At 74.0% G+C, this 24,547-nt stretch carries 20 protein-coding genes and 1 pseudogene; 13 read left to right on the top strand and 8 right to left on the bottom strand.

Going from position 1 to position 24,547, the window contains the following annotated elements:
• Positions 1-765: Cgl0159 family (beta/alpha)8-fold protein (locus R7226_RS24930; RefSeq protein ID WP_318600082.1), on the top strand; the 765-nt coding region annotated here is incomplete at its 5' end.
• 13 nt (positions 766-778) lie between these two features.
• Here the strand turns inward: R7226_RS24930 and R7226_RS24925 are convergent.
• The gene (locus tag R7226_RS24925) at positions 779-1,870 is read right to left on the bottom strand and encodes a citrate synthase 2 (RefSeq protein WP_318600081.1); all 1,092 of its coding nucleotides are present in this window, start codon (positions 1,868-1,870) and stop codon (positions 779-781) included.
• A gap of 108 nt (positions 1,871-1,978) precedes the next feature.
• Here R7226_RS24925 and R7226_RS24920 point away from each other — a divergent pair, with 108 nt between their 5' ends.
• The 4 genes from R7226_RS24920 (at position 1,979) to R7226_RS24905 (ending at position 5,480) form a co-directional block, all read left to right on the top strand.
• Complete coding sequence (locus tag R7226_RS24920; protein WP_318600080.1) at positions 1,979-3,409, top strand: amidase; 1,431 nt, start codon at positions 1,979-1,981, stop codon at positions 3,407-3,409.
• A 29-nt stretch (positions 3,410-3,438) separates the two neighbouring features.
• The gene (locus tag R7226_RS24915) at positions 3,439-4,392 is read left to right on the top strand and encodes a hypothetical protein (RefSeq protein WP_318600079.1); all 954 of its coding nucleotides are present in this window, start codon (positions 3,439-3,441) and stop codon (positions 4,390-4,392) included.
• Positions 4,380-5,126, top strand: a complete 747-nt coding sequence (locus tag R7226_RS24910) for a hypothetical protein (RefSeq protein WP_318600078.1) — start codon at positions 4,380-4,382, stop codon at positions 5,124-5,126. Before R7226_RS24915 ends, R7226_RS24910 begins: the two co-directional genes overlap by 13 nt.
• A 90-nt stretch (positions 5,127-5,216) precedes the next feature.
• Positions 5,217-5,480, top strand: a complete 264-nt coding sequence (locus tag R7226_RS24905) for a 4Fe-4S dicluster domain-containing protein (protein ID WP_318600077.1) — start codon at positions 5,217-5,219, stop codon at positions 5,478-5,480.
• 139 nt (positions 5,481-5,619) lie between these two features.
• On the opposite strand, the gene R7226_RS24900 is transcribed toward R7226_RS24905, so the two are convergent.
• The 4 genes from R7226_RS24900 to R7226_RS24885 all read right to left on the bottom strand — a co-directional run bounded on the left by R7226_RS24900 (position 5,620) and on the right by R7226_RS24885 (position 9,758).
• A complete protein-coding gene (locus R7226_RS24900) occupies positions 5,620-6,786 on the bottom strand; it encodes an Mrp/NBP35 family ATP-binding protein (protein ID WP_318600076.1) in 1,167 nt (388 codons plus the stop codon).
• A 170-nt stretch (positions 6,787-6,956) separates the two neighbouring features.
• Positions 6,957-7,697, bottom strand: coding sequence for a hypothetical protein (locus tag R7226_RS24895; protein WP_318600075.1), 741 nt, complete (start codon positions 7,695-7,697; stop codon positions 6,957-6,959).
• 98 nt (positions 7,698-7,795) lie between these two features.
• Positions 7,796-8,851, bottom strand: a complete 1,056-nt coding sequence (locus R7226_RS24890) for a zinc-dependent metalloprotease (protein ID WP_318600074.1) — start codon at positions 8,849-8,851, stop codon at positions 7,796-7,798.
• Positions 8,852-8,900: 49 nt separating this feature from the next.
• A complete protein-coding gene (locus R7226_RS24885; protein ID WP_318600073.1) occupies positions 8,901-9,758 on the bottom strand; it encodes an inositol monophosphatase family protein in 858 nt (285 codons plus the stop codon).
• A gap of 9 nt (positions 9,759-9,767) precedes the next feature.
• Here R7226_RS24885 and R7226_RS24880 point away from each other — a divergent pair, with 9 nt between their 5' ends.
• From R7226_RS24880 to R7226_RS24865, 4 genes are all read left to right on the top strand, one after another.
• Positions 9,768-12,932, top strand: coding sequence for an ATP-dependent helicase (locus tag R7226_RS24880; RefSeq protein WP_318600072.1), 3,165 nt, complete (start codon positions 9,768-9,770; stop codon positions 12,930-12,932).
• 65 nt (positions 12,933-12,997) lie between these two features.
• Entirely contained in the window at positions 12,998-15,148 is a 2,151-nt protein-coding gene (locus tag R7226_RS24875; protein WP_318600071.1) for a hypothetical protein, read from the top strand.
• A gap of 87 nt (positions 15,149-15,235) precedes the next feature.
• Positions 15,236-15,436, top strand: coding sequence for a hypothetical protein (locus R7226_RS24870; RefSeq protein ID WP_318600070.1), 201 nt, complete (start codon positions 15,236-15,238; stop codon positions 15,434-15,436).
• Positions 15,437-15,513: 77 nt separating this feature from the next.
• The gene (locus tag R7226_RS24865; RefSeq protein ID WP_318600069.1) at positions 15,514-16,530 is read left to right on the top strand and encodes a hypothetical protein; all 1,017 of its coding nucleotides are present in this window, start codon (positions 15,514-15,516) and stop codon (positions 16,528-16,530) included.
• Between the two features lie 21 nt (positions 16,531-16,551).
• Here R7226_RS24865 and R7226_RS24860 read toward each other — a convergent pair whose 3' ends face one another.
• A complete protein-coding gene (locus R7226_RS24860; protein WP_318600068.1) occupies positions 16,552-17,442 on the bottom strand; it encodes a PAC2 family protein in 891 nt (296 codons plus the stop codon).
• A gap of 27 nt (positions 17,443-17,469) precedes the next feature.
• Here R7226_RS24860 and R7226_RS24855 point away from each other — a divergent pair, with 27 nt between their 5' ends.
• Together R7226_RS24855 and R7226_RS24850 are read left to right on the top strand one after the other, a co-directional pair.
• The gene (locus tag R7226_RS24855; protein WP_318600067.1) at positions 17,470-18,363 is read left to right on the top strand and encodes a 3'-5' exoribonuclease YhaM family protein; all 894 of its coding nucleotides are present in this window, start codon (positions 17,470-17,472) and stop codon (positions 18,361-18,363) included.
• A gap of 47 nt (positions 18,364-18,410) precedes the next feature.
• Positions 18,411-20,195: a potassium/proton antiporter gene (locus R7226_RS24850; protein WP_318600066.1), complete on the top strand. Its 1,785-nt coding sequence runs from the start codon at positions 18,411-18,413 to the stop codon at positions 20,193-20,195.
• Here R7226_RS24850 and R7226_RS24845 read toward each other — a convergent pair.
• Complete coding sequence (locus R7226_RS24845; RefSeq protein ID WP_318600065.1) at positions 20,192-21,601, bottom strand: DHA2 family efflux MFS transporter permease subunit; 1,410 nt, start codon at positions 21,599-21,601, stop codon at positions 20,192-20,194. The genes R7226_RS24850 and R7226_RS24845 overlap by 4 nt on opposite strands.
• 97 nt (positions 21,602-21,698) lie before the next feature.
• Here R7226_RS24845 and R7226_RS24840 point away from each other — a divergent pair, with 97 nt between their 5' ends.
• The gene (locus R7226_RS24840) at positions 21,699-22,166 is read left to right on the top strand and encodes a winged helix-turn-helix transcriptional regulator (protein WP_318600064.1); all 468 of its coding nucleotides are present in this window, start codon (positions 21,699-21,701) and stop codon (positions 22,164-22,166) included.
• 150 nt (positions 22,167-22,316) lie between these two features.
• Positions 22,317-24,260, top strand: a complete 1,944-nt coding sequence (locus R7226_RS24835) for a hypothetical protein (RefSeq protein WP_318600063.1) — start codon at positions 22,317-22,319, stop codon at positions 24,258-24,260.
• A gap of 88 nt (positions 24,261-24,348) precedes the next feature.
• On the opposite strand, the pseudogene R7226_RS24830 reads toward R7226_RS24835, so the two are convergent.
• Positions 24,349-24,547 (bottom strand): annotated as a pseudogene (locus tag R7226_RS24830) (hypothetical protein); the annotation flags it as partial.

Below are 24,547 nucleotides of genomic sequence, written 5' to 3'. Positions count from 1 at the left end.
CTGCTGATCGTCGCCGCCGACCACCCGGCGCGCGGCGCGCTCGGCGCCGGCGCCCGCGGCGCCGCGATGGCCGACCGCGCCGAGCTGCTGCGGCGGCTCGCCGCCGTGCTCGCCGATCCGCGCGTCGACGGCGTGCTCGGCACCCCGGACGTGCTCGAGGACCTGCTGCTGATGGGCGCGCTCGACGGCAAGCTGCTGGTCGGCTCGATGAACCGCGGCGGGCTGCAGGGCGCGGCCTTCGAGATCGACGACCGTTACACGTCGTTCACGCCCGCGTCGTTGGACACGCTCGGCTGCGAGGCCGGGAAGCTGCTGCTGCGGATCGACTACGACGACCCCGCGACCGCGGGCGCGCTCGAGAACGCGGCGGCGGCGATCGGCGCGCTCGCCGAGCGCGGCATGATCGCGATGGTCGAGCCGTTCCTCTCGCGCCGCGTCGACGGCCGCGTCGTCAACGAGCTGACCGCCGAGGCGATGGTGAAGGCGATCTCGATCTCCGCCGGCCTCGGCGCGACCTCCAGCCACACCTGGCTGAAGGTGCCGTGGGTCGACGGGGTCGAGCGGGCGCTCGCCGCCACGACGCTGCCGTGCCTGCTGCTCGGGGGCGAGGTCAGCGCCGACGCGGAGCAGACCTACGCGCGCTGGGCGGCCGCCTTCGCGCAGCCGGCGACGCGCGGGCTGGTGCTCGGCCGCTCGCTGCTGTTCCCCGCCGACGACGACGTGCCGGCCGCGCTCGACGCGGCGGCGAAGATCGTCGCCGGCTGACGACCGATCAGGCTCAGGTGACCTCGCCGCGTCTGCGCGGCGGGGCGCCGATGTACTTCGCGGTCGGGCGGATCAGACGGCCCTCGCGCTTCTGCTCGAGGATGTGCGCCGACCAGCCGGCGACGCGGGCGCAGGTGAAGAGCGGGGTGAACAGCTCCGGCGGGACCTCGGCGTAGTCGAGCACGACCGCCGACCAGAACTCGACGTTGGTCGCCAGCACGCGGTCGGGCTTGCGCGCCTGAAGCTCGGCGAGCGCCGCGTTCTCCAGCGCCTCGGCGACCGCGGCGCGGTGCGAGCCCAGCTCCATCGCGGTGCGGCGCAGGACGCGGGCACGCGGATCCTCGGCGCGGTAGACGCGGTGGCCGAAGCCCATCAGCCGCTCGCCGCGGTCGAGCGCGTCCTTGACCCACTTGTCCGCGTCGCCGAGCTGCTCGACCTCGTCGAGCATCTGCAGCACGCGCGAGGGGGCGCCGCCGTGCAGCGGACCCGACAGCGCGCCGACCGCGCCCGAGAGCGCCGCGGCGGCGTCGGCGCCGGTCGAGGTGATCACGCGCGCGGTGAAGGTCGAGGCGTTGACGCCGTGCTCGGCGGCCGAGATCCAGTACGCGTCGATCGCCTTCGCGTGGTCGGGGTTCGCCTCGCCGCGCCAGCGCGTGAGGAAGCGCTCCGGGATCGTTCTCGCCTCGTCGATCACGCGCTGGGCGACCGGCGGGCGGCCGATCCCGCGCGCCGACTGCGCGACGAACGAGAGCGCCATCACCGACGCGCGCGCGAGCTGGTCGCGCGCCTCCTCGTCGGAGATGTCGATCAGCGCGCCGAAGCCCCACTCGGGCGCGAGCATCGCCAGCGCCGACTGCACGTCGACGCGCGGGTCACCGGAGCGGACCGACAGCGCGTGCGGCTCGGCCGGCGGCAGGCCCGGCTGGAACCTGCCGTCGACGAGCAGGCCCCAGACCTGCTCGAACGGGACGGCGCCGACCAGCTCCTCGATGTCGACGCCGCGGTAGCGCAGCGCCCCGCCTTCCTTGTCCGGCTCGGCGATCTCCGTCGCGAAGGCGACGACGCCCTCGAGGCCGGACTGGACGTCGGTGTCGGTGGCGCTCATGAACGTCTCCCTCTGACGAATCGGGGCCCGATGCGATGCGCCCGTCACGTTAGCGCGCGCGAGTCCCTAGGCTGCCCAGGCAGCCCGCCGTCGACGCGAAGGACACCCGTGCACGACCTCCTCTTCCGCCCCGTCCACGAACTGGCCGCGCTCGTGCGCACCGGCGAGATCAGCGCGAGCGAGCTGGTCGGCGCGTCGCTGGAGCGGATCGAGGCGCTCGACGGGCAGGTCAACGCCTTCACCCACGTCGACGCCGAGGGCGCGCTGGCGACCGCCGCCGCGATCAAGGCCGACGACCCGCGCCCGTTCGCGGGCGTGCCGATCGCGATCAAGGACAACCGCCCGGTCGCCGGGATGCCGATCACGATGGGCTCGAACATGGTCCAGGGCCTCGTGCCGCCGTTCGACGCCGTCTTCGTGCAGCGACTGCGCGCGGCCGGCTTCGTGATCGTCGGCAAGACCGCGCTGCCGGAGTTCGGGATCCTGCCGAGCACCGAGTCGGTCCGCAACGGCCCGACGCGCAACCCGTGGGACCTCTCGCGCACCCCCGGCGGCTCCTCCGGCGGTGCCGGCGCGGCGGTCGCGGCCGGGATGGTGCCGATCGCGCACGGCAACGACGGCGGCGGCTCGATCCGCATCCCCGCCGCCTGCTGCGGACTGGTCGGGCTGAAGCCGTCGCGCGGGCGGATCACGCTGGCGCCGGTCGAGGGCGAGTCGTTCCTCGTCACCGACGGCGTGCTGACGCGCACCGTCGCCGAGAGCGCCGCGCTGCTCGACCTGCTCGCCGGGCCGGCGCCGGGCGACGCCTCGTGGGCGACGCCGCCGTCGGAGCCGTTCGCGCAGACCGCGGCGCGCGCGCCCGGGAGGCTGCGGATCGGCGTGACGATGAAACCGCCGCTGACCGAGACGGCGATCGACCCGCTCGCCGCGCAGGCGGTCGAGGAGGCGGTCGCGCTGCTGCGCGAGCTGGGCCACGAGGTCGAGGAGATCGACCCGCCGTGGGCCGTGCCCGGTCTGCTCGACCTGTTCGGCGCCGCCTTCGGCCCGGCCGTCGCCGCCGGGATCGTCTTCGCCGGCACGATCGCCGGGAAGGACCCGGCCGCTGAGGACATGGAGGCGCTCAGCTGGCTGCTGTGGGAGCGCGCGCAGGGGCTCGGCGCCGCCCACTACATCGCCGCGATCGGCCAGCTGCAGGCGCTCGCGCGCACGCTCGTGACGGCGACCGCCGCCTACGACGCGGTGCTGACGCCGTCGCTGGCGCAGCGGCCGGTGCCGATCGGCACGCTCAGCGGCGCCGACCCCGACCCGGCCGCGACCTTCCGCCGCTCCGGCGAGTTCACGCCCTTCACCTCGATCGCGAACGTGACCGGCCAGCCGGCGATCTCGGTCCCGCTCTGCCACGGCGAGGACGGCCTGCCGACCGGCGTCCACTTCTTCGGGCGGCCGGGCGAGGAGGGGCCGCTGCTGGCGCTCGCCGCCCAACTGGAGGCGGCGCGGCCATGGGCCGACCGGCGCCCCGAGGCGCTGGCGGCGGCATGACTGCCGCACGGCGTGGTTGAATCGGCGCCATGTTCGGCGGCAAGCAGGACGACGACGATCCGTTCGCAGCCCTGAAAGAGGCCGCGGAGCGCGGCTCCACGCGCGTCACGAGCGGCGCGGCGGCGCCCTCGCACGGCGACGAGGGCAACGTCTCCTCGACGCCGCTGGCGCAGGTGCCGGGCGGTGACCGCGGCCGCAGACGCGGCAACGCCGGCCTCGTCCTGCTGCTGGTCGCGCTGTCGCTCGGCGGCGCGGGAGCGGCGATCTACCTCGCCGAGCGCGACGCGACCGAGAACGCCACGCGGGCCGATCGCGGCGAGCGCCCCGCGGGCGACGAGCGCGGCGACGACGGGCCTGGCCAGTCGGGCTCCGACGACGACCCGGCCCCTGATCCGCGCCACTTCGACCTCGTGCGGCCGACCGGCTTCGCCCGCGCGCTGCGCGCGATCGAGCCCGAGCTGCGGCCGGGCGAGGGCGTCCGGATGCTGCGCGTCGCGCACGACCGCGTCAACGCCTTCACGCGCACGCGCAGCGGCGCCCAGCGCATGATCGACGTCGACGACGAGCTGCAGACCAGCAGCCGCGACGCCGGCCAGGCCGGCTCGCACAGAGGGATGTCGCTCTCCCGCGTGCCGGCGACCGCGCCGTCGCAGGCCGTCGCGCGCGCGGCGCGCCAGGGCGGCTTCCCGGCGAGCAAGCTCGACTACCTCGTGATGAGCACGCCGCTGATCTCCGGCGACGTCGAATGGTCGCTGTTCTTCAGAGGCGTCGCGCAGCGCAACACCCACTGGATCGCGCAGTTGGACGGTCGCAAGGTCTGGCGGCCGGGCGAGAAGCCTGGGACCACCACCAGCTCCAGCTCGGTGACGATCAGACGCAACGGCTCGACGACGACGCTCACCGGCGCCGACGCGCAGCGCATCAACGACTGCATCCGCCGCGCCGGCAGCGACGGCGCCAAGATCCAGGCGTGCCTGCCGTGAGGTACTGGTTCCGCTCACTGCTCGGGATCGTGCTGGCGGCCGCCGCCGTCACCGTCGTCGCATGGTGCACATGGGCGCTGACCCGCGTCAGCCTCTGCACGCCGGGCGACGAGACGCTCGCGTGCGAGGTGAGAGCCGAGGGCTTCGCGATCGCGATCGCGGTCTCGATCTTCGTCGTGATCCCGCTCGCCTCGGGCATCTTCGCCGGCCGCACGAAGCCGCGCAGCAGCCACCTCGGCCTGCTCGCGATCGGACTCGCGATCGTCAGCGCCGGCGGTGCCGCGCTGTGGTCGGCGCTCGGCGAGGCGCCCGGCACCAGCACGACGGAGGCGATCGGCTACGGCGTCGCCGCGCCGACGATCGCGATCGGCGCGTTCTTCGTGCTGGCCGGGCTCGCGACGATGGCCAGCCGCACGACCGGCGCGCAGGTGCGCGCGCAGAGCAACGCCGTCCTCGCCGCCAACGGCGGCGACCTCAGCAGATCGATGGCGGCTGTGCGCGCCGCGAAGCAGAGCGGCGGCGCGGCGCCCAGAACGGGGGGCTCCAGCACGCCGAAGGAGATACAGCTCGGCACGCTCGCCGCGCAGTTGTCGCAGATGGCAAACGCGAAGGAGCGGACCGGCGGCGACGCGATCGCAGCGAGACTGCGCCAGCTCGACGACCTGCGCGCGTCTGGGTTGCTGAGCGTCGAGGAGCACGCGCGCAAGCGGCGCGAAGTGCTCGACCAGATCTGACGCGCCGGGACCCTCCACCGCGTCCCGCGCGCGGCCGTATGATCCCTCGCGCTCCATGCTTCAACCAACGCTGCAAAGAGGGAACCGCTCATGGCCTACGTGATCGCAGAGCCTTGCATCGGCACGAAGGACACCTCGTGTGTCGAGGTCTGCCCGGTCGACTGCATCCACCCGACTCCGGACGAGCCCGACTACGACAGAGCCGAGATGCTCTACATCGATCCGGAGGAGTGCATCGACTGCGACGCCTGCGTCGAGGCCTGCCCGGTCGACGCCTGCTTCGCCGAAGACCAGCTCCCCGACGAGTGGACCCACTTCGCGGAGCTGAACGCGAGATACTACGCCGGCCGCTAGAGCGGGCGTAGCCGTCGCCTCGCCGCCCCTGGCGGCAGCCGCCTCGGCTTACGGGCTGGCGCCCGCGCGCCTCCCCGGCTTGGCCAGGAACGACGATTCTTCCGGCTACGTCCGCTCTAGGAGGTAGCCGGCAAATCGCTTACGCCATGGGAAGTGACATCCCGACCGGTCTCGGCGGGATCACGTCGAGGCTCGGGGCCGGAGGCGCGGCGGGGACCGTCTGCATCACCGGCAGCGCGACCGGGGTCTGGGCGATCAGGCCGCGGGCGACCTGACGGATCGCCTGGGCGGCCGGATCGTCGGGGTCGGCGACGACGAGCGGCGTGCCGGCGTCGGCCTGGACCCGCAGCGGCATCGTCAGCGGCACCTTGCCGAGCAGCGGGACGCCCAGCTCGTCGGCCAGCAGCTGGCCGCCGCCCTCGCCGAAGATCTCGAAGCGCTCGTTGCCGGGCGTGACGAAGCCGGACATGTTCTCGACGACGCCGGTGATCTCGAGTCTGACCTTGCCGGCCATCTCAGCCGAGCGGCGCGCGACCTTCTGCGCGACCGCCTGCGGCGTCGTGACGAGCAGGAATCTCGCGTCGGGCAGCAGCTGGGCGAGCGTCATGCCGACGTCGCCGGTGCCCGGGGGCAGGTCGACGAGCAGGTAGTCGAGCGCGCCCCAGTCGACGTCCTCGAGGAACTGCTGCAGCGCCTTGTGCAGCATCGGGCCGCGCCATACGACGGCGGCGTCCTCCTCGATGAAGAAGCCGATCGACATCACCTTGATGCCCTCGTGCGCCTCGGGCGGCACGATTCTTCGCTCGGCGTTGACCTTCGGGCGCTGTGCACCGAGGCCGAACATGCGCGGCTGCGAGTAGCCCCACACGTCAGCGTCGAGCACGCCGACCGTCTTGCCCTCGGCCGCGAGCGCGGCGGCGAGGTTGGCGGTCACCGACGACTTGCCGACGCCGCCCTTGCCCGACCCGACGCAGATGACGTTGGCGACCTGCGCGAGCGCGCCCGAGGGCAGCGGGCCGCCGCGGCCGAGCTTGCGCTGGAGGTTGCCCTTCTCGTCGTCGGAGAGCACGTCGAAGCTGACGTTGACGCCCGTGACGCCGTCGAGCGCCTTGACGGCGTTGGCGACGCCGGTCTGGAAGTGGCTGCGGATCGGGCAGCCGGGGGTCGTCAGGGAGACCATGACGTCGACGACGCCGTTGTCGTGGACATCGATCGAGCGGACCATTTCGAGCTCCACGATGTCCTTGCGCAGCTCTGGGTCGATGACGGCGCGCAGCGCCTCGCGGATCTGGTCTTGGGTCGGCATGACCACATTGTGGCAGGCTTGTGATGTCAGCCTTAAGAGCCGCCGGGGCGCCGTTTCGGGCGCCCCGGGCGGTTGAGGGAGGAGAGGGTGCGTCATTCGCCGGTGGTGAGCCGGCGAACCCCTGCCGTCAGCGCCCTCCCAGACGCTGGCGGGTGAAGTCGAGTGGCGGCTCAGGCGACCTTCGCGATGCGGTCCTGAGCCTCCCCAACGAACTTCTTGCCCGCTGAGACGCCGTTCTGAACCACATTCTCGACGCGCGTGCGAACCGGCTCGACGCGATCGCGCAACGGGGCGACGCGGCTCTGCAGCGTCTCGACGTTGGAGCCGAGCGTTCTGCGCGCCTCGGCGCGCTGGTGCTCGAAGCCGCGACGGGCCTCTCTCGCCTGTCTCTCGACGCGCCCGCGCGAGTGGCGCACCTCGCGCTCGAGGCGCGTGCGGGTCTTGCGCACCTCGCGCTCCAGCTCCGTGCGGGCCTTGCCGCCGCGCCGCTCGAATCTCTTCAGCTGTCTGTCGAGCGCTCTGCGCGAGCTGGTCGCCGAGACGATCCCGTCGATCGCGTCGGTCGAGTTGGCGACGATCGTGTCGACGGCGCCGGTGACGCGGTCGCGCGCCTCGAGCGCCACGCCGAGCGGGATCAGCACGACGCGCTCGGCGAGCTGCTGCGCCTGCGCGATCGGCGTCGTCGCGACCGGCTCGCGGGTCGTCCCGACCGTCGTGCGCGGCTTCGCCGTCGTCGACCGTCTCGCCGTCGTCCGTCTGGCCGTTCTGCGCGCTCTCGCTCTCGGCGCTCTGCGCGCTCTGGCGGCTCTGCGCGGTCTGGACGCCGCTCTCGGCGCGCTCGCGGCCGGTCTGTCGGCTGCAGCGGTCGGGGCGGCGGCGGTCGGTCTCGCAGTCGTGTCGTTCGTGGCCATCGAGGAACAGGCTCCTTGCGGTCAGGTGTTCGGACGAACACCTGTTTCTAACCCCGTCCCGCGCGGTCGTTACACCAGCGAGATGTGCGAACAGTCGTTCAGGCGGTGAGCGCCGGAGGAACGTCCGTTCGCTTCAGCCAGGCGGCCGGATCCTCGATCTCGGCCAGCGTCGGCATCGACGACGGATCGCGCCAGACGCGGTTGAGCGCCTCGATCCCGCCGGCTCTCACGACGGCGTCGCAGAAGACCTTGCCCTGCTGGTACTGGCGCATCTTCATCTCCATGCCGAGCAGGCGCATCATCAGCCGCGCCGGCGCCGACTGCGAGCGACGGCGTCTGTCGAGCGCCTCGCGCAGTCTCGGCAGGCCCGGCAGCAGCGGCTCGCCGACGGCGTCCATGACGTGCTCGGCGTAGCCCTCGATCACAGCCATCGTCGCCTGCATCGTGTCGATCGTCTGCTTCTCGCCGGGGCTGGCGACGAGCGTCACGAGATCGCCGGAGCGGACGACCTCGACGACCTTCTTGAGGTCGTCGGTGCGCGGCAGCCGCAGCGCCCGTCTCGCGTCGATCTTCAGCTGCGCGCTGTCGAGCAGCTCGCGCACCATCCCGGCCATGTGCCGCTGCAGCCACGGCACGCCGGCGAACTGGACGGCGTGCGTGACCTCGTGCAGCGCGACCCAGTGGAGGAACTCGCGCTCGTCGGCTCTGAACGCTCTGACGGCGTTGGCGAGGTTGGGCGCGACGTACAGCAGCCGCGGCGGCCGGTCCGACGGGGTCGTGTCGAGCAGCACGATCTCGTACTGGCCGAGCACGCGCTGTGCGAGGAAGCCGAGCATCACGCCGACCTCGGCCGTCATCACGGCGCCGGTCGCCAGCTCGACGAACGGTCTCGCCGGCTTCGCGACTCTCTTGCCGACCTGTCTGAGCGCCGGGTCCAGCAGCGCGCTCATCGAGGCGATGTTCGCGCGGATCCACTCGGCCCGCTCGACCGGCTCAGCGGTCGGCAGCTCGCTCTGCGGATGCAGCCCGGTGTAGGCGATCACGGCCTCGGCCGACTCGCGTGAGAGCGCGTCGAGGTCGTGCCGCGAAGCAGGTGTGTCGGGCTGGCCGGCGACGAACGCCGCCAGCCGTTGGACGAGCGGCCAGTCGATCATGTCCTGACCATTCTGGCAGCGTCGCGCACCCCGCTGCCGAGGGAACCGTTCAGGCGGGCACGTTCGCGAGCCGCGCGAGCGTCGCTTCCGAGCGCGCGCAGAGCACCGGCGAGTGCGGGGCGACGTCGAGCGGCGCGCTCAGCGGGCCGTCCGGGCAGAGCGGGAAGGCGACGTGGCCGCCGGCCTCGCGCACGATCAGCTGCGCGGCGGCGGCGTCGACCGCGCGGCAGCGTCTGAGCGAGACCATCGCGTCCAGGCGCGCTGCCGCGACCTGGCACATCGTCACGGCGATCGCGCCGAGCACGCGCAGCCGCTCGGTCTCCTGCTCGAGCCGCTCGATCGAGGCGGCGACCCAGCGCGGATCGGCGATCTCGACGCCGAGCAGCTCCAGCTTGCCGCTGTCGCCACGGCGCTCCGGCAGCGCCGGGTCGAGCGCCACGTCATCGAGGAAGGCGCCGCCGCCGCGGGTCGCGCGCCACTCCTCGCCGCTGCCGAAGTCGTGCACGAAGGCGAAGGCGACGTCGGCCATCGTCGGGCCGTCGGCGACCGCGATCGAGAGCGCGACCGGGCCGAGCAGCCGCTTCGCGTTGAGCGAGCCGTCGATCGGGTCGATCACGACGCGCACGCCGCCGTCGCCGTAGTCGACCTCGCCGCGCTCCTCCGAGACGGCGGTGAAGCGGTGGCCGGCGGCCCGGAGCGCGTCAAGCTGCGCGAAGACGGCGTCCTCGGCGGCCTGGTCGATCACGAGCGTGCGGTCGCCGCCCTCGCCGCGCGCTCCGGTCTCGACGGCGCGCTCGCGCGTGCGCGGCGCCTCGCGCAGGATCTCGCGCAGCGATGCGACGGCGGCACGGCAGGCGCCGAGCCAGTCAGCGTCGAGCGCCGTGCCGGAGGAGTCCATCGGCGGCATACTTGCAGGGTGTCCGCGCTTGACGGTCTGTCCCCCGCCCAATCGGCGGCCGTCACCCACCGCGGCGGTCCGCTGCTGATCGTCGGCGGTGCCGGCAGCGGCAAGACGCGCACGCTCGTCGCGCGCTTCGCCTGGCTGGTCGAGCAGGGCGAGGCGCCCGAGGCGGTGCTGGCGCTGGCGCGCTCCGAGCGCGCCGCCGACGCGCTGCGGCGCCATGTCGAGGACGCCGTCCAGGCACCGTACGAGGAGCTGGCGGTCATGACCGTGCAGGCCTTCTGCGCGCGGCTGCTGCGCGAGGAGGCGCTGGAGGGCGGGATCGACCCGTTCGCGGTCGCGGTCGGGCGCGCCGACCGGCTCGCGATGCTGCTGGAGCGGATCGACGAGCTGACGATCCGCCGTCACGACTTCCGCGGCAACCCAGCGGCGCTCGTCGCCAGCCTCGTGCGCCGGATCGACCGGCTCAAGGACGAGCTGATCGGACCGGGCGAGTACGCGGCGTGGGCCGAGACGCTCGGCACCGAGGAGGACGCGAGCGACGCCGAGCGCGCGAGGGGCGCGCGCGAGCGCGAGTTCGCCGCGATCTACCACGCGCACGACCGCATGCTCGCCGAGCAGGGCGCGCTCGACTCCGGCGACCTCGTGATCGGCGCGCTGCGACTGCTGCGCGAGCATCCGCAGGTGCGCCAGCGCGTCGCCGCGCGCTACCGCCACCTGCTCGTCGACGACGTGCAGGAGCCGAACTTCGCGCACGGGCTGCTGCTGCGCATGCTCGCCTCCGAGCACGGCAACCTGACCGCGGCCGGCGACGACGACCAGGCGCTGCGGCGCTTCCGCGCCGCCGCGACGAAGAACCTGCGCGACTTCCAGGCCGAGCTGCCCGACGCGCGGGTCGTGCTGCTGGAGCACTCCTTCCGCTGCCCGCGGCGCGTGCTCGACGCCGCGATCGCCGTCGTCGAGCCGCTCGAGGACCGGATCGAGAAGCGGCTCGACGGTCCGCTCGGCGGCGAGGTCGACTTCTGGCGCGCCGCCAACGAGCGCGCGCAGGCGCAGGCGGTCGCCGCCGACGTCGAGCGGCTGATCGCGCGCGAGGGCGTGCCGCCGGAGCGGATCGCGGTGCTGGTGCGCTCGATCGCGCGCGAGGGCCAGGCGGTCGCGGTCGCGCTCGAGGAGCGCGCCGTCGGCCACCGGCTGGTCGGCGAGGCCGCCTTCTTCCAGCGCTCGGAGGTGCGCGACCTGCTCGCCTGGATGCGGCTGCTGACCGACCCGGGCGACGCGCCGGCCGTCGTGCGCGCGCTCGCGCGTCCGCCGATCGAGCTGCGCTCGGTCGACCTCGCGCGCTGCACCCAGATCGCCCGCCGCCGCAAGCTCGACATGGTCGGCGCGCTTGGTGCCGCGCTCGAGTCGCCGCAGATCCCGCCGGAGGCGCGCGACCGCATCCGCATGTTCCTCGGGCTGTACAGATCGGCCGTCAAGGCGCTCGACACGATGCGGCCCGACCTCTTCGTCCACCGCCTGATCGAGCGGCTCGGGCTGCGCCGCCAGCAGCTCTTCAGCGCGCAGGCCGAGGTCGTCGAGCGGCTGCGCGGGCTGGCCCGCTTCGGCGAGCTGGCGAGCGCCTTCACGCAGCGCCAGCCGCAGGCGACGCCGCGCGAGTTCGCGCGCTCGATCGCGGCCGCCGCCGAGGCCGGCCTGCGCGAGCAGGAGGAGCCGACGCCGATCGCGGCGCGCGGCGTCCAGGTGATGGCGATGGACTCGGCCCAGGGACTGGAGTTCGGCCACGTCTACGTGCTCGGCCTGCACGCCGCCGGCCTGCCCGGCGCGCACACGCGCACGCTGGAGCCGATCGCGCCGGCGCTGATGAAGGAGACGCTGCCGGCCGACGACCACGCCGCGCACGTCGCCGAGATGCGGCGGCTGCTGCACGTCGCGATGACGCGCACGCGCAACCGGCTCGTGCTCGTCCACCCGCAGGCGAGCGACCGCGGCGCCGCGCAGCCGCCGTCGCCGTTCGCCGAGGAGGCGCGCGCCGCCGTCGGCGGGACCTGGGAGGAGCGCGCGGAGGAGCTGTTCGGCCCCGCCGAGTCGCTCCACTCGACCTACCGGATCCTGCGCGACGAGCTGCTGGAGACGATCAAGCGGACCGGCTCGCGGATCGGCGAGCTGCGCTTCGACACCGACCTCGACGTCTCGCACGCGATCGTCCGCTACCTCGAGGTCGTCAAGCTGGCGGCGCTGATCGAGCGCTCCGAGGACCAGCCTGTCGCCGACGCGCTCGCGGAGGTCAACGCGCGGCTGGCATCGGCGATCACGAGCGAGCAGCGCGACATCCTGAGCACCTCGCCGCTCGACGAGTGGCTGCTCGACGCCGACCGCGACGACAGACGCCGCGCCGCCGCGATCGCCGCGCGCGAGGAGCCGACGCTGGAGCCGTTCCTGCCGCGCCGCGGCGACGGCGTGATGCTGAGCGCCTCCGACATCGACACGTACCGCACCTGCCCGCTGAAGTACAAGTTCGCGCGCGTCTTCCGGATCCCGCAGGAGCCGACGCTCAACCAGCGCTTCGGGATCCTCGTGCACCAGGTGCTGGAACGCTTCCACGCGCAGCCGGACCCCTCCCACCAGCCGTCGCTGGAGGAGATGCTGGGGCTGCTGGAGTTCGGCTGGCGGCGCGGCGGCTTCGGCGGCTCCGAGCAGGAGATCCAGCTGCGCGGCAAGGCGACCTCGGCGCTGACGCGCTACTACGAGCGCTTCCAGGAGGAGCCGGCGCAGCCGGTCGCGTTCGAGAGATCGTTCTCCTTCAGAGTCGGCCCGCACCTGCTGCGCGGCCGCGTCGACCGCGTCGACAAGCTGCCGGAGGGCGGCTTCGAGCTGATCGACTACAAGACCGGTCCGCCGAGATCGCGCGCGCAGCTGGAGCAGGACGTGCAGCTGTCGCTCTACGCCGTCGCCGCGCGCGAGGCGTGGCAGTTCGAGTCGGCGCGCGGCGCCTACTACTACGTGCTCGACGACGCGAAGGTCCCGGTCGAGCGCGACTCGGGCGACCGCGAGTGGATCGAGGAGGTCGCGACCGAGGTCGCGGAGGGGATCCTCTCGCAGGGCTTCGAGCCGACCCCCTCCTACGCCGCCTGCGGGATCTGCGACTACCGCCTCGTCTGCCCCGCGGCGGAGCGGTAGGGACGCGGCGACGCTTTAGGGGGTTCCCCCTTTTGGCGGCTCGGCACCGCCCCGATCCTGGGGTGATGTCCTCCCGTCCGCCGCTCGCCGTGCTCCTGCTGACCCTCGCCGCGCTGCTCGTGCCGCACGCGGCGACCGCCGCCGACCACCCGCCGCTCGGCGCCTACGCCCAGCTCACGGGCGCGGCCGGCTGCATCGGCGGCGACGGCGCCGCCGACGGCTGCCGGCCAGCGACCGGATTCGGCGACGCGCTCGAGACGCATGCCAGCGCCGACGGGCGCCACCTCTACGCGCTCACGTACACGCCGGGCACGACGCTGGTCGCGCTCGCGATCGACCCGCTCGACGGCAGCCTGCACGAGCTGCCCGGCGGCTGCCGCGCCGCCGCGCCGCGGGAGGGCTGCGAGCTGACGCCGGAGCTGTGGCGTCCCGCGACGACCGCGCTCGCCCCCGACGGCCGCCACCTCTACGTCGCGGGCGAGAGCGGCGCCGGCGCGCCGATGCGCCTGTGGAGCTTCGTCCGCGATCCCGCCTCCGGCCTGCTGACGCGCGTGCCGGGCGCCGACGGCTGCGTGACCGCCGGCCCGGCCGAAGCGGACTGCCGCGCCGTCACCGGGCTCGGCAACGCGAACGCGCTCGCGTTCAGTCCCGACGGCAGCAGCCTCTACCTCGCCAGCGCCTCGCTCGGCAGCAGCGCCGGCGGGCTCGCGACCTTCGCGCGCGACGCGGCGAGCGGTCGGCTGACGCAGCCGTCGGCGACCGGCTGCCTGAGCGACGCGCCGGCGCCCCCGGCCGGCTGCGTGGCGGCGCGCGCGCTCGCCGGCGGCGCGGAGGTCGCCGTCAGCGCGGACGGCAGAAACGTCTACGTCGGCGGCGGCACCGACGCCGCCGCGACGATCGCGGTCTTCACGCGCGGCGCCCAGGGCGGGCTGACGCAGCCCGCCGGCACCGCCGGCTGCGTGCGCGGCGGCGGCGCGGCCGGCGACTGCGCCGCGGCGCGCGGGATGAACGCGCCGATCGCCGGCGCCTTCCCGTCGCCGCTGGCGCTCGCGCCCGACGGCGCGACGCTCTACAAGGGCGCCAGCAGCGCCGCCGGCGGGATCGCCGTCTTCGCCCGTGACGCCGGCAGCGGCGCGCTCTCACAGCTGCCGGGCCGCGACGGCTGCGTCGCCAACGGCGCCGCGACGGCCGACTGCGCCGGCGGGCTCGGCGTCGGCGGGCTGTGGGGGATCGAGGCGGCGCCCGGCGGCGAGGCAGTCCTCGCGTTCGCCTACGACGGCGGGATCGGCGCCCGCGGCGACGTCGCCGTCTTCGAGCGGCGCGGAACCGGCGCGCTGACGCAGCGGGCGGCGCCGTTCGGCTGCCTGTCGAGCTGGCCCGATCCGGCCTGCCTGGAGACGCGCGCGCTGACGCGCACCAACAACGGCACGATCGCGCCCGACGGCGGCACCGTCTACGTCAACGGCTGGGACTCGAACGCCGGCGATCCGAGCGCGCTCGTCGTGCTCAGCCGCGAAGCGGCGCCGATCTGCGAGGACGGCAGCGCCGAGGCGCTCGCCGGCGGCGCCGACGCGATCGTCACGCTCGCCTGCCGCGAGCCCAACGGACAGGCGCTGACGCGCACGATCGTCCGCTGGCCGGCGCACGGGACGCTGCGCGCGCTGGAGGACGGCAGCGGCCGCTTCGCCTACCGCGCCGACGGTGACTACGCCGGCGCGGACGAGATCGTCTTCCGCGCCGGCGACGGCGCCTACGAGTCGGCGCCCGCGCGGATCGCGCTGACGGTGACGAGACCGGTCAAGGGCGGGCCGCCGCCGGTCGACGGACCGCCGCAGGGCCCGGGTCCGAGACCACGCGACCCGGGCCCGCCCGCCTGCGGCAACTGCGGCGCGCCCCAGCAGCGGCTGGCGCTGGTCGGCCTCAGAGGGCCGCTGACGCCCGATGCGCGCGGTCGCGTGCGGTTGCGCCTGCGCTGTGTTCAGGGCCGCGTCAGCACCTGCGCGACGACGCTGACGCTGCGCACGACCAAGCGGCCGCTCAAGATGCTCGGGAGCGCGCGTGTGAGCATCGCCAGAGGCCGCACTGCGACTGTCACCGTGACGCTGTCGAAGGCGGCACAGCGGCAGCTCAGACGGGCGCGCAGCGTGAATGTCACCGTGACAGCCGGCGATCTGCGCAGACGTGTCACGGTGAAGGTGCGCGGCGGGCGCCGCTAGGGGAACCGCAGGGATCTCCCCGATGGTGCGGCGGGGAGCGGTGACGGAGGCTGACGCTCCACCACTCCACGGAAGGAGCCCCCTCCCTTGCTTCGCATCAGAGCGGTGCTCGTCGCGATCGTCGTCGCGGCGCTCGGCCTCGCCACGTCGGCGCGCGCGGCCGACCATCCTCGGCGCGCGCGGCCGGCTGACGCTGCGGCTGCGCTGCGAGGCGTCGCCGAACGCCCGCTGCGGCGGGCGCGTCACGGTGCGGACGGCGAGAAGGGTGCGGCGGCCGGGCGCCGCTGAACGATCGGCGCATCCTCCGGGGCCGGGCGGGGCAGGTGTTGATTGCAGACAGAGCCCGACCGGTCCCGGAGGAGCAGATGCGAGCGACACGTCCCGTCAAGTCCGCCGCCGTCGCGGCAGCGATCGCCGTCAGCGCCTCACTGGCCGCGGCGGCCTCAGCCGGCGCCGTCGCGGTCACCGTCACGGGCGATGACGGCAGACCGCTCGCGATCAACCCGTCGGCGCCGCCGGCACTGCGCAACCTGCGCCCGCAGGTCGTCGTCACCGCCGATCCCAACACGCGCTACTCGGTCGCGGTCACCGACCCAGCCGGCAGACCGGCCGCTGCTCCGGTCACCTGCGCCGACGCCGCGCAGCCGGCGACGATCCAGGTCCCCTACCGCGGCAACGGCACCTACAACGTCGCCGTCACCAGCTTCGCCGCGATCGACAGCGGCTGCGCCGGCCCGCTCGGCCCGGCGGCCGGCTTCCCCTTCTCGATCGCCGGCAAGGTCGCGCTCGGCCGCGTCGGGCGGTTCGTGCTGCGCGACCCCGGCGCCCCGAACGACAAGCCGCTGGCGCTGCCGGTCGACGCCGACCCGGGCGCGCAGTCACACGAGATCCGCTTCAAGCGCGACGCGAAGGTGAGAAGAAACGGCGCGCTCGCCGGCAGATCGGCGACGGCGCCGTTCGCGAACGGGACGGCGACGCTGAGATTCGCCGACCCGGGCCTCTACACCGTCGTCGGCCGTGACGCCGCCGACGGGATCGAGACGCCGTGGAGCGAGCCGCAGAGAATCCGCGTCGTCGCGCCGTTCGACCTCAGCACGATCCGCTATCCCGACAGATCGGGGCCGGCGTTCCGCGTCTTCTGTCAGATCCGCGAAGGCGGCTGGGCGACCGGCGTCGTCAGCGTCGCGATCGCCCGCGGCAACGGCGGCTTCCGCCCGCTCGGCCGCGCGCGCATCAACGGCAGCGGCGCATTCGGCGCGAAGTTCACCGCCAGAACGGCCGGCACCTACAGACTGCGCTTCACCTACCGCGGCAACAGATACGTGACGCCGGGCGTGCTGACGACGAGATTCACGGTCGGAACCGCCATCGTCGGGACATGAGCTGAACGGTGGCGGCGTCGCTCAGCGCGTGCCGCCGCCACTGCCCTCGTTGCCCCGCTGCTTCAGGAACCGCATGAAGTCGCTCGCGAGCCGGTCGCCCGACGGCAGCTCGGTCGGGTCGAGCGGCTCGCCCTCCTCGTCGGCCGCTCTCTCGAGCCGCTCGACGAACGCCTGCACGTCGGGGTCGCTCTGGACCGCGAGGTTGACCTGGCGCTCGTAGTCGCCGGCGGCGCTCTCCAGCTCGGAGGCGTCGACGGAGACGCCGACGAGGCCCTCGAGCTTGCGCACGAGCGCGAGCGCGGCCTTCGGGTTCGGGGCGGAGGCGATGTAGTGCGGCACCGACGCCCACAGGCTCGCCGACGGGATCGCCGCGCTCTGGCAGGCGGCCTGCAGCACGCCGACGATGCCGGTCGGCCCCTCGTAGCTGGTCGGCGTCAGCTGCAGCCGCTCGACGAGACCGGGGTCGGAGGAGAGGCCGCTGATGCCGATCGGGCGCGAGTGGGCGACGTCGGCGAGCAGCGCGCCGAGCGAGACGACCATCTGCACGCCGAGCGCCTCGGAGAGGTCGAGGATCAGCTGGCAGAAGGTCCGCCAGCGCATCGACGGCTCGCTGCCGGTCAGCAGGATCAGGTCGCGCGGGGCGCGCGGCACGCGCGCCTCGTAGATCTCGACCTCGGGCCATTCGATCTTGCGGGTCAGGCCCTCGACGAGCTTGACCTGCGGCCGCGTCGCCTGGAAGTCGAAGAACTCCTCAGGGTCGATCGTCGCGAAGCGTGTGGCGCCAAGTGCGGTTCCGACGAACTGGAGCGCGGTCGTGGCGGCATCGCCCGCGTCGTTCCAGCCCTTGAACGCACAGACGAGGGCGGGGGCACGGAGCCCGTCCGGCCGGCGTTCCCATTGCAATGGCTGCATCGGTTCAAAGTAGTACATGATGGGCGGGTGAACGCCCCTCTGACCGTCAGCGCGCTGCGCCCCGGAACACAGATCGACGGCGTCTTCGCATGCACGCGAAAGGACCGGCTGCTGAGCCGCGCGGGCACGCCGTACCTGGCGCTGGAGCTGCGAGATCGCACCGGAACCGTGCAGGCACGGGCCTTCAGAGACGCCGACGTGCTCGCCGGCCGCTTCGAGCGCGGCGACCTCGTGCGCGTCGCCGGCCGCGTCGAACGCTTCCGCGACGAGCTGCAGATCGAGGTCGCCGCGATCGCGAGAGCGAACCCCGCCGACGCCGACCCGGCCGCCTTCCTGCCGAGCGCCTACCGCGACCTCGACGAGCTCGACGGCTTCCTCGAGCACCTCGCGCGCGAGGTCTTCGATCCCGGGCTGAAGGCGCTGCTGGCCGACCTCTTCAGCGACGCCGAGCTGCGCGCCGCCTGGCGCCGCGCGCCGTGCACGCGCGCCGGCCACCACGCCTACCTCGGCGGCCTGCTGGAGCACACCGTCGCGGTCGCGACGCTCGCGCAGGAGGTCTGCCTGCTGCACGTCAAGCTCGACTCCGACCTGCTGATCGCCGCCGCGCTCGTGCACGACGTCGGCAAGACGCGCGAGTTCACCTACGGCGCCGAGTTCGGGGTCAGCGAGGAGGGGCGGCTGCTCGGCCACGTGCAGATCGGCGCGCAGCTGCTGGCGCAGCGGGCCGCGCGGATCCCGCAGCTGCCGCAGGAGCGGCTGCTGGCGCTGCTGCACTGCGTGCTCAGCCACCACGGCCCCGACACGGCGCCGGGGCGGCGCTTCGCCTCGCCGGAGGCGCTCGCGCTCGCGCGCGTCAACGCACTGGACGCGAGCGTGAAGGGCGCCCTTGAGCACGGGCTCAACCCAACCTTCGGGCCTTGAAACGCGCTTAGAGGCAATTCGCGCAAAAGCGTGAAAGGGTTCCGCCAATGGCGGACGGTCACCTCATCCTCATCGCGGGTGCGCTGCTGTTCGCCGGCATCGCCGCATCGCTGCTGGCCGGACGGCTGCGCCTCCCCTCGCTGGTGCTGTTCCTCGGCATCGGCATGGCGGTCGGCTCCGACGGCCTCGGCTGGGTCGACTTCAGCAACTACGAGCTGGCGCGCGAGATCGGCATCATCGCGCTCGCGCTGATCCTCTTCGAGGGCGGCCTGACGGCCGGCTTCGGCGAGATCCGCCCGGTGCTGCGCAACGTCGTCAGCCTGGCGCTGTTCGGCACGCTGATCACGGCCGCGATCTGCGGCCTGGCGGCGACGTGGCTGTTCGGCTTCACGCTGCTGGAGGGCCTGCTGATCGGCGCGATCGTCTCCTCCACCGACGGCGCCGCGATCTTCGCGCTGCTGCGCGGCTCCTCGCTGAAGAAGAAGCTCGGCCGCACGCTCGAGGGCGAGGCCGGCATGAACGACCCGATCGCGGTGCTGCTCGTCGTCGGCTTCATCGACTGGATCGAGAAGCCCGACTACGGCATCGTCGACATGCTGTGGCTGTTCGTCACCGAGGTCGGGATCGGCGTCGCGATCGGCGGCATCGTCGGGCTCGGCGCCGTGCAGCTGTTCCAGCGCTTCCAGCTCGCGACCCCCGGCCTCTACCCGGTCGCCTCGATCGCCAGCGCCGCGCTCGCCTTCGGCGCCGCCGACGCGCTGCACGGCTCCGGCTTCCTCGCCGTCTACCTCGCCGGCCTCGCGCTCGGCAGCGCCCACATCCCCGCCAAGCACACGATCACCTCCTTCCACCAGGGCCTCGCGTGGGTCGCGCAGCTGACGATGTTCCTCGTCCTCGGCCTGCTCGTCTTCCCGAGCCAGTTCGGCGACATCTGGCTGGAGGGGACGGTGCTTGCGCTCGTGCTCGCCTTCGTCGCGCGGCCGATCGCGGCCTACCTCGCCGCCGGGCCCGGCTTCAGCTTCGCCGACCGGACCGTGCTCGGCTGGGCCGGCCTGCGCGGCGCGGTGCCGGTCGTGCTGGCGACCTTCCCGGTGCTCGCCGGCGTCAACAACAGCGCCGACTTCTTCGACATCGTCTTCTTCGCCGTGCTGCTGTCGACCGTGCTGCAGGGGTCGACCTTCGAGGCGCTCGCGCGCAAGCTCGGCGCGACGGCGGACGCGCCGACGCTGACGACCAGCGCGCTGTCGGAGACCGGCACGATCCGTCAGCTCGGCGCCGACTCGGTCGAGTACGAGGTGCTGGGCGACGACGCGATCGTCGACATGCGGATCCGCGACCTCGAGCTGCCGCGCCAGGCGGTCGTCAACCTGATCGTGCGCGACGAGCAGGCGGTGCCGCCGCGCGGCTCGACGAAGGTGAAGGCCGGCGACCGCCTGCACGTGCTGATCCGGCGCGAGGCGCTGCCGCTGATGCGCGAGCTGACCGACCGCTGGCGCAGCGGCCCGATCGGCCCCAGACCGCGGCCGAGACGGATCCCCGAGGGCCACGCGCCGGTCTTCCACGTGCGCCCGTGGATTCCGGCGCAGGACGGCGACCCGGTCACGACGACCGCGGTCGCCGGTCGCGCCGTCGTCGACCGCGTCCGCACTCGCCGCGACATGCCGGGCGCGCTCGTCGTGCTCGAAGACGGCTACTACGCCGTCACCGGCCCGGTGCTGGCGCTCGGCCGCGAGCAGCTGCTGAGCCAGTGGGTCCGCCGCAAGGCGCGCGCGGCGAGAAACGACGCCGAGCGCTCGTGGTGGGAAGAGGTGCTGGGGGCGCTCGCGCTCTAGGCCGCCGGTGCCGGCGCGGATGCTGGCGCGGCCGGCGCGGCCGCCAGCCTGACCGGCCCGATCGCGGAGGCGACGACCGCCGCGGCGGCTGCCGCTGCGGCGATGAACCACCAGCCTTCCTGGAAGGCGCCGAGCGGGTCGCCGCCGGCGGCGGGATCGCCGAGCAGCGCGACGAGGATCGCGACGCCGAGGACCGCGCCGAGCTGGCGCGAGGTCGTGAAGACGGCGGTGCCGGTCGCGAAGCGGGCCGGCGGCAGCGAGGCCGCGGCGGCGCTGGAGAGCGGGGCGAGCGTGAAGCCGACGCCGACGCCGCCGACGCACCAGGCCGGCAGCAGCACCGACCAGTAGACCGGTTCGGCCTCCATCCGCCACGCCGCCCACGCGGCGCTGACGGCGAACAGCGCGCAGCCGAGCGCGGCGATCGTGCGCTGGCCGTAGCGGACGGCCAGTCTGCCGCCGGGGACGGCGGTCGCGGCGGCGAACAGCGGACCGGGCGTCAGCGCGACGCCGGCGTGCAGCACCGACCAGCCCCAGACGTCGGTCAGGAACAGCACGTTGGCGAGCAGCGTCGCGGCGAACGCCGTCATGAACAGCAGCACGGAGAGGTTGGCGAGCGCGAACGAGCGCACGCGCAGCAGCGACGGCTCGATCACCGGCGAGGCGCTGCGGGCGCAGTGGGCGGCGAAGCCGGCGAGCGCGAGCGCCGCGACGGCGAGCGCGGCGACCGTGCGCGAATCGCCCCAGCCCCACTCCGGCGCCTGCACGAGCCCGAGCGACAGCAGCGCGACGCCCGCGACCAGCAGCGCCGTCCCCAGCAGATCCGGCCGCTGCGCGGAGGGGTCGCGCGCCTCTCTCAGCACGCGTCCGGCGAGCAGCACGGCGACGATCCCGACCGGCACGTTGACGAGGAAGACCAACCGCCACGACAACTCCGTCAGCAGCCCGCCGAGCGGCGGCCCGGCCGCCGCCGCGACGCCGCCGACGGCCGCCCACACGCCGATCGCGACCGGCCGCTTCTCCGGCGCGAAGGCCGGCAGCAGCAGCGCCAGCGAGGTCGGCATCAGGAAGGCGGCGCCGACCGCCTGCACGACGCGCGCGGCGACCAGCAGCTCGACCGACGGCGCCAGTCCGCACAGCGCCGAGGCGAGCGTGAAGAGCGCGATGCCGCCGCTGAAGGCGCGCCGGCGCCCGATGCGGTCGGCGATCCGGCCGGCTGGGATCAGCAGCGCGGCGAAGACGATCGCGTAGGCGTTCAGCACCCACGACAGCTCGGCGAGCGAGCTGCCGGCGAAGTCGCGCGCCAGCTCCGGCATCGCGACGTTGACGATGAAGAGGTCGAGGCTCGCCATGAAGACGGCGACCGAGACGAGAGCGAGCACGCGCCCAGGGCGCTCCGCGGGTGGCATGAGGGGCCTTCCTCCTTGCATTTTGCAACTGACTCGCCCGGCACCGTACTCGCCGCCATTGCGATTTGCAAGCAGTGGGCGCTACGATGGACCTCGGATGCCGTACCGCTCCTTCGACGACCAGAACTGCTCGATCGCCCGCACGCTCGCGATCGTCGGCGAGCGCTGGACGCTGCTGGTGCTGCGCGAGGTGCTGCTCGGCCGGCGCCGCTTCGAGGAGATCAGACGCGGCCTCGGCGTCGCCAGCAACATCCTCAGCGACCGCCTCGCGACGCTCGTCGAGCACGGCGTGCTGACGCGAGAGGGCGACCCGCCGGAGTACCGCGTGACGCCGAAGGGCCTTGACCTGCAGCCGGTGCTGATGACGTTGATGCAGTGGGGCGACCGCTACACCGCCGGCGATGCCGGCGCGCCCGTCGTGCACGTCCACAAGGCCTGCGCGCACGACGCCGAGGCGAGACTGCACTGCGCCCACTGCGGCGAGCCGATCGGCCCGCGCGACGTGCGCCTGCGCCCCGGCCCGGGCGCCAACGAGCTGCAGCGCGAGCAGCTGTCGCCGCGCTGAGGCCGCGCCGGGACCGCGCTGAGCGGCCCGCGGACGCGACGAACGGCGACGGCGCGCGTCGCTCGACCGACCCGCCGGGACCGAAGATTGGGGATCTCCAGGGGGTCGCCCCCCGATGCGGTCGGGGGCGCGCGGACGGAGCATGGCGCCATGCTGAGACCGCTCCCTCCCGCGCTCGCCGCGCTTGCCGCCGCCGCGCTCCTGAGCCCCGCGGCCGCGACGGCCGCCCCGCCCGCCTGCAGAGCCGGCAGCCTCACCGTCCAGATCACGACCGGGAAGGGCAGCGCGCGGACGCTCTGCAAGCGCCTGCCGGCCAGAGCGCCGGCGGCGACGCCCCGTCGCGTCGCGCTCGGCATGCTGCCGAGCGCCCGCGAGCTGCGCGCCGCGCTGCCGGCGCGGCGCCGCGCCGCGCTCCCGCTCGCCAAGCTGCGCCGGCTCGACAGCACGCTCGACCGGCTCGCCGGACGCCGCCTCGCCGCCGCCGCGCTCGCCGCTGACGGCCCCGCGACCGGCAGCGGCGCCGACTGCAGCGCCAGACCGACCTTCACGATCGACCCGCGGAGATCGAACGGCGGCGGCGTCGACGCCGTCGCGACCGGCGGCGGCTGGACGAGCGGCAGCGGCTCGACGAGAGGCTCGCTCGTCGAGGTCGCCGCCGACGTGAGAGCGGCCGGCGGCACGATCACCGGCACGCAGACGTCGAAGGACTGCATCTCGTGGGATCCCTGCCCCGACGCGAACGGGATCGTCCACGGCACGCTCGAGAACACGACGATCGAGGCGTACGTCGGCCGCGTCAGAGGCGGGACCGTGCGGCTGCGGACCGAGGTCAAGGTGACGGCGAAGCTGACCGCCCGCGTCGGCGACGACGCGCGCGTGAAGACGTTCGACGCCGTCGTCGACGGCGCGCTGGAGAGCAGCTCCAGCTCCACGGAGACTGGCAGACGAGCACGGCACGCGCCGACGCGGGTCGTGCGCCTGCACGCGACGTGGACGGGGATCGACCCGCGGGCGCCGCGGGGCGCGCTCGAGCGCGTCGCCGACGGCGCGGCGCGCGGCGCGAAGGGCGCGCGCCTGAGCGACGCCGAGTTCAAGATCGCCGGCAACCTCTACGGCCTCGCGCGGCTGCTGCTCGGCAACCAGGCGCCGCGCGCGCTGCTCGACGCCGAGGGCAACTGGAACCGCGGCCGCTGCCTGACGGTCGTGCTGACGCCGGCGAACCCGGAGGTGACGCCCGGGCAGAGAGTCGACGTGCGGATCGAGGTCAAGCGCCCGGACGGCAGCGAGGCCGGCGTGCCGTTCACACTCACGCCGTACGACGGCGCCGTCGGCCCGCCGACCGGCACAACGCCCGCGACCGTCACGTGGACGGCGCCGCAGCAGCTCGACAGAGGGACCTTCACGACCTTCGAGGTCGCCGTCACCTCGCGGCAGGGCAAGGCGGAGGGCTTCCATCAGGCCCACGCCGCGCCGCAGGTGCCGTGGTACCGGATCACGTTCAGCGGCGAGGGCAGCTACCAGCGCCATGAGATGGGCGACGGCAACCCGCAGGTCGACGCGCGCCACCTCTTCGCGTGGAGATCGACGACCGCCGCGCGCTTTCCCTTCTTCGACGAGCTGCCGGCCGGCACGCCGTCGATCGTCAACACCGACGCGACCGAGCTGACCGGCACGCTCGACGGCTGGCGCACCGACGGCGCCGGCAGACGCGGCTGCGGCACGACGCCGGAGTCGGGCGCCGGGATCGTCGGCGTCGTCAGACAGACGAGAACGGCCGACGGCGGCTTCGACGTCGCGATCACGCCGTTCCCATGGCTGCACCCTGTCGGCGGGATCCAGCTCGAATGCGACAGCGGCGCGTTCCACTTCTGGACGAGAGGGACCAGAGCGGCGATGACGTTCGGCTTCCACCTCTCGAAGGCCCAGCTCGACGCGCGCCAGCCGATCGTGCTCGAGGCGAGACCGCAGCAGCCGCTCGAAGCCGACTGCTACGGCGGCGAGGCGAACGGCGACTGGGCCTGCGAGCAGTCGGTCCAGTGGAGCGGCAGCGTGCGCCTGGACCCGATCGATCCCGCGCCGACTCGCACGGGATGAGCCAAAGCGACGATTCGCTGCCTGAATAGTTGGGAAATCCTGTGCAATGTCGCGTCGCCTTCCTGGGCGACGCGCAGCCGGGGGATGTCTAGGCGACTGGGAGCACGGCGAGCGTCGGGGAGGCGAATGCCGGCATGCGACGGGTCGGATCCAGGGATCGACGGGCGCGAGCGCGCGCAGCGCGCGCCGTCACCGCTGCGACGGCGGCGCTGATCGCAAGCGGTGCCGCGGGCGCCGGGCCGGCCGCGGCCGCGCCGTCGGCCGCGCAGAGCGACGCCGCCGCCTGC

The sequence above is a fragment of the Conexibacter stalactiti genome, assembly GCF_033542075.1.
GTDB lineage: Bacteria > Actinomycetota > Thermoleophilia > Solirubrobacterales > Solirubrobacteraceae > Conexibacter > Conexibacter stalactiti.
The sequence above is the reverse complement of the archived record's forward strand: the minus strand, read 5'-3'. Positions and strand labels throughout refer to the sequence as shown.

What these genes read in the sequence shown, in the direction of transcription:
- R7226_RS24925 (WP_318600081.1), bottom strand. Translation starts at nt 1,870, where the DNA reads ATGAGCGCCACCGACACCGACGTCCAGTCCGGCCTCGAGGGCGTCGTC.
- R7226_RS24915 (WP_318600079.1), top strand. Translation starts at nt 3,439, where the DNA reads ATGTTCGGCGGCAAGCAGGACGACGACGATCCGTTCGCAGCCCTGAAA.
- R7226_RS24905 (WP_318600077.1), top strand. Translation starts at nt 5,217, where the DNA reads ATGGCCTACGTGATCGCAGAGCCTTGCATCGGCACGAAGGACACCTCG.
- R7226_RS24900 (WP_318600076.1), bottom strand. Translation starts at nt 6,786, where the DNA reads ATGCCGACCCAAGACCAGATCCGCGAGGCGCTGCGCGCCGTCATCGAC.
- R7226_RS24895 (WP_318600075.1), bottom strand. Translation starts at nt 7,697, where the DNA reads ATGGCCACGAACGACACGACTGCGAGACCGACCGCCGCCGCCCCGACC.
- R7226_RS24890 (WP_318600074.1), bottom strand. Translation starts at nt 8,851, where the DNA reads ATGATCGACTGGCCGCTCGTCCAACGGCTGGCGGCGTTCGTCGCCGGC.
- R7226_RS24885 (WP_318600073.1), bottom strand. Translation starts at nt 9,758, where the DNA reads ATGCCGCCGATGGACTCCTCCGGCACGGCGCTCGACGCTGACTGGCTC.
- R7226_RS24875 (WP_318600071.1), top strand. Translation starts at nt 12,998, where the DNA reads ATGTCCTCCCGTCCGCCGCTCGCCGTGCTCCTGCTGACCCTCGCCGCG.
- R7226_RS24865 (WP_318600069.1), top strand. Translation starts at nt 15,514, where the DNA reads ATGCGAGCGACACGTCCCGTCAAGTCCGCCGCCGTCGCGGCAGCGATC.
- R7226_RS24860 (WP_318600068.1), bottom strand. Translation starts at nt 17,442, where the DNA reads ATGCAGCCATTGCAATGGGAACGCCGGCCGGACGGGCTCCGTGCCCCC.
- R7226_RS24850 (WP_318600066.1), top strand. Translation starts at nt 18,411, where the DNA reads ATGGCGGACGGTCACCTCATCCTCATCGCGGGTGCGCTGCTGTTCGCC.
- R7226_RS24845 (WP_318600065.1), bottom strand. Translation starts at nt 21,601, where the DNA reads ATGCCACCCGCGGAGCGCCCTGGGCGCGTGCTCGCTCTCGTCTCGGTC.
- R7226_RS24840 (WP_318600064.1), top strand. Translation starts at nt 21,699, where the DNA reads ATGCCGTACCGCTCCTTCGACGACCAGAACTGCTCGATCGCCCGCACG.
- R7226_RS24835 (WP_318600063.1), top strand. Translation starts at nt 22,317, where the DNA reads ATGCTGAGACCGCTCCCTCCCGCGCTCGCCGCGCTTGCCGCCGCCGCG.